At 77.7% G+C, this 2,552-nt stretch carries 1 protein-coding gene; it reads right to left on the bottom strand.

Annotated features, from left to right (window positions below; genetic code table 11):
- On the bottom strand, positions 1-2,552 hold a 2,552-nt coding region (locus NBX02_RS13200), incomplete at both ends, for an acyltransferase domain-containing protein (RefSeq protein WP_250291555.1).

Genomic DNA, 2,552 nt, shown 5'->3' with positions numbered 1-2,552 from the left:
CGACCGGCCGCAGCGCCAGCGTGCCGACGGACACCACCGCGGCGCCGGCCGGGTCGGCGGCGTGCACGCTCACCGTGCCCGTGCCGGTCGGCCGCACGCGGACCCGCAGCGCGGCCGCCCCGGTGGCGGCCAGCGAGACGTCCGTCCAGGCGAACGGCAGGAGCAGGGCGTCACCCTGGCCGGGCAGCAGGCCGACGACCGCGTGCAGGGCGGCGTCGAGCAGGGCCGGGTGCAGCCCGTAGCCGTCGGCCTCGGCGGCGTCCGCGGGCAGCCGGACCTCGGCGAGGACGTCGTCCCCGTGCCGCCAGGCGGCGTGCAGGCCGCGGAAGAGCGGGCCGTAGCCGTACCCGTCGTCGGCGAGCCGGTCGTAGAAGCCGTCGAGGCCGATGCCGACCGCGTCGGCCGGCGGCCACTGCCCGGCGAGGTCGTCCGGGGCCGGTGCCGGCGGCGCCTGGGTGAGCAGGCCGCTGGCGTGGCGGGTCCAGGGGATGTCCCGGGCGTCGTCCCAGGAGGCGCTGTCGCCGGGGTGGGCGTTTCCACCACCCGGGCTGCCAGCGCCTGGCCAGCCGTCGCCTGGTCGGGCGGGGTCCGGCCGTCCCGCGGCCGGGCGGGGGTCCTCCGGGCGGGAGTACAGCGTCACCGGCCGGATGCCGGGGTCGTCGCGTTCCGGCGGGCCCACCACGAGCTGGAAGCGGACGCCACCGCCGTCCGGGACCACCAGCGGGGCGTGCGACGTCAGCTCCCGCAGGTGGCCGTGGCCGACCAGGGCCCCGGCGTGCAGGGCGAGCTCGACGGCCGCCGCGCCCGGCAGCACCGTGGTGCCGGCGACGGTGTGGTCGGCCAGCCAGGGTGTGGTGGCCGTGGCCAGCCGCCCGGTGAGCAGCAGGCTGTCGTCACCGGCGACGGGCAGCGCCGCGTCGGCCAGCGGGTGCCCGGCGGCCAGGCCCGGCGCCGGGGCACCAGCGTGTGCCGGCGCGGTGATCCAGTAACGTTCCCGCTGGAACGGGTAGGTGGGCAGCTCGGTGACGCGGGCGTGCGGCCCGTACACGGCGGGCCAGTCCGGCGTGACGCCGTGCGCGTACAGCTCGGCGAGGGAGAGCAGCAGCCGGTCCCACCCGCCGTCGTCGCGGCGCAGCGTGCCGGTGACCAGGACGGGCCCCGCCGCCGCGTCCCACCCGCCGGCCGTCTTCCCGGCAGTGTTCCCGTCGCTGTGCCCAGCGGTGTCCTCGTCGCCGTGCCCAGCGGTGTCCTTGGTGGTGTGCCCGGGGACGCTGCCGGCGCCGGTGTTCGGCGCGGCGGCCGGGCCGTGTTCGGCGACGTCGTCGACGGTCTGCTGGATGCCGATGGTCAGGACGGGGTGCGGGCTGGACTCCAGGAAGGTGCGGTGGCCGTCGGCGAGCGCCGCGCGGACCGCGTCGTCGAGCCGGACCGGCTGGCGCAGGTTGCGGTACCAGTAGTCGCCGGTCAGCTCGGCCGGGTCGAGCCGCCCGCCGGTCACCGTCGAGTAGAAGGCGACGTCCGCAGGACGCGGTGTGATGCCCGCGAGCAGGCTCTCCACGTCGTCGCGGATGGCCTCGACCTGGGCGGAGTGGGAGGCGTAGTCGACCGGTATGCGCCGGGCGGAGACCCCGCGGGCCTGGTAGGTGGCGAGCAGCTGGTCGAGGACGGCCGGCCGCCCGGATACGACGGTGGCCGCCGGGCCGTTGACGGCCGCGATCGAGACGTCGCCCGGGCTCCCGCCGGCCGGATCGCCGAGCAGATCGGCCAGGTCCGCCAGATCGGCCAGGTCCGCCAGATCGGCCAGGTCGGCCTCGACGACGGCGGCGGGCAGCGGCACCGAGACCATCCCGCCCAGCCCGGCGATCTTCGTGATCGCCTGGGAGCGCAGCGCGACGATGCGGGCGGCGTCGTCCAGGGTGAGGGCGCCGGCGACGTGCGCCGCGGCGATCTCGGCCTGCGAGTGCCCGATGACCGCGTCGGGCCGGATGCCCAGCGACTCCCACAGCCGGGCCAGCGAGACGATCACCGCGAACAGCGCCGGCTGCACCACGTCCACCCGCTCGAAGGTGGGCGCGCCGTCCACCCCGCGCAGCACGTCCAGCAGCGACCAGTCGACGTACGGGGCGAGCGCGTCCGCGCAGGCCGCGACCGACGCCGCGAACACGGGAGAGGCCTCGAGCAGGGCCACGGCCATCCCCGGCCACTGGGAGCCCTGGCCGGGGAAGACGAAGACCGTCCCACCCGGGTTCCCGGCGGTGGCTGCGGACACCACGCCCGGCGCCTGCTCGCCGGCGGCGAGAGCGCGCAGCCCGGCGAGCAGCGCCTCGCGGCCGGTGCCGGCCACGGCGGCACGGTGGTCGAAGACGGTACGGGTGGTCGCCAGCGACAGCCCGACGTCGGCGGGACGGGCGTCCGGCCGGGTGAACACGGCGTCGTGCAGCCTGGCCGCGGCCGTCCGCAGCGCCGGCTCGCCGCGCGCGGACAGCGTCCACAGCACCGGCGCCGCCCCGTCCGCGCCGGAGCCGTCGGACCGGCCGGATCCAGCGGTGCCA

It is taken from the genome of Protofrankia sp. CiP1_Cm_nod1, from assembly GCF_920888515.1.
Classification (GTDB): Bacteria; Actinomycetota; Actinomycetes; order Frankiales; family Frankiaceae; genus Protofrankia.
Note: the sequence above shows the minus strand (reverse complement) of the source record. Positions and strands in the feature narration are given on the sequence as shown.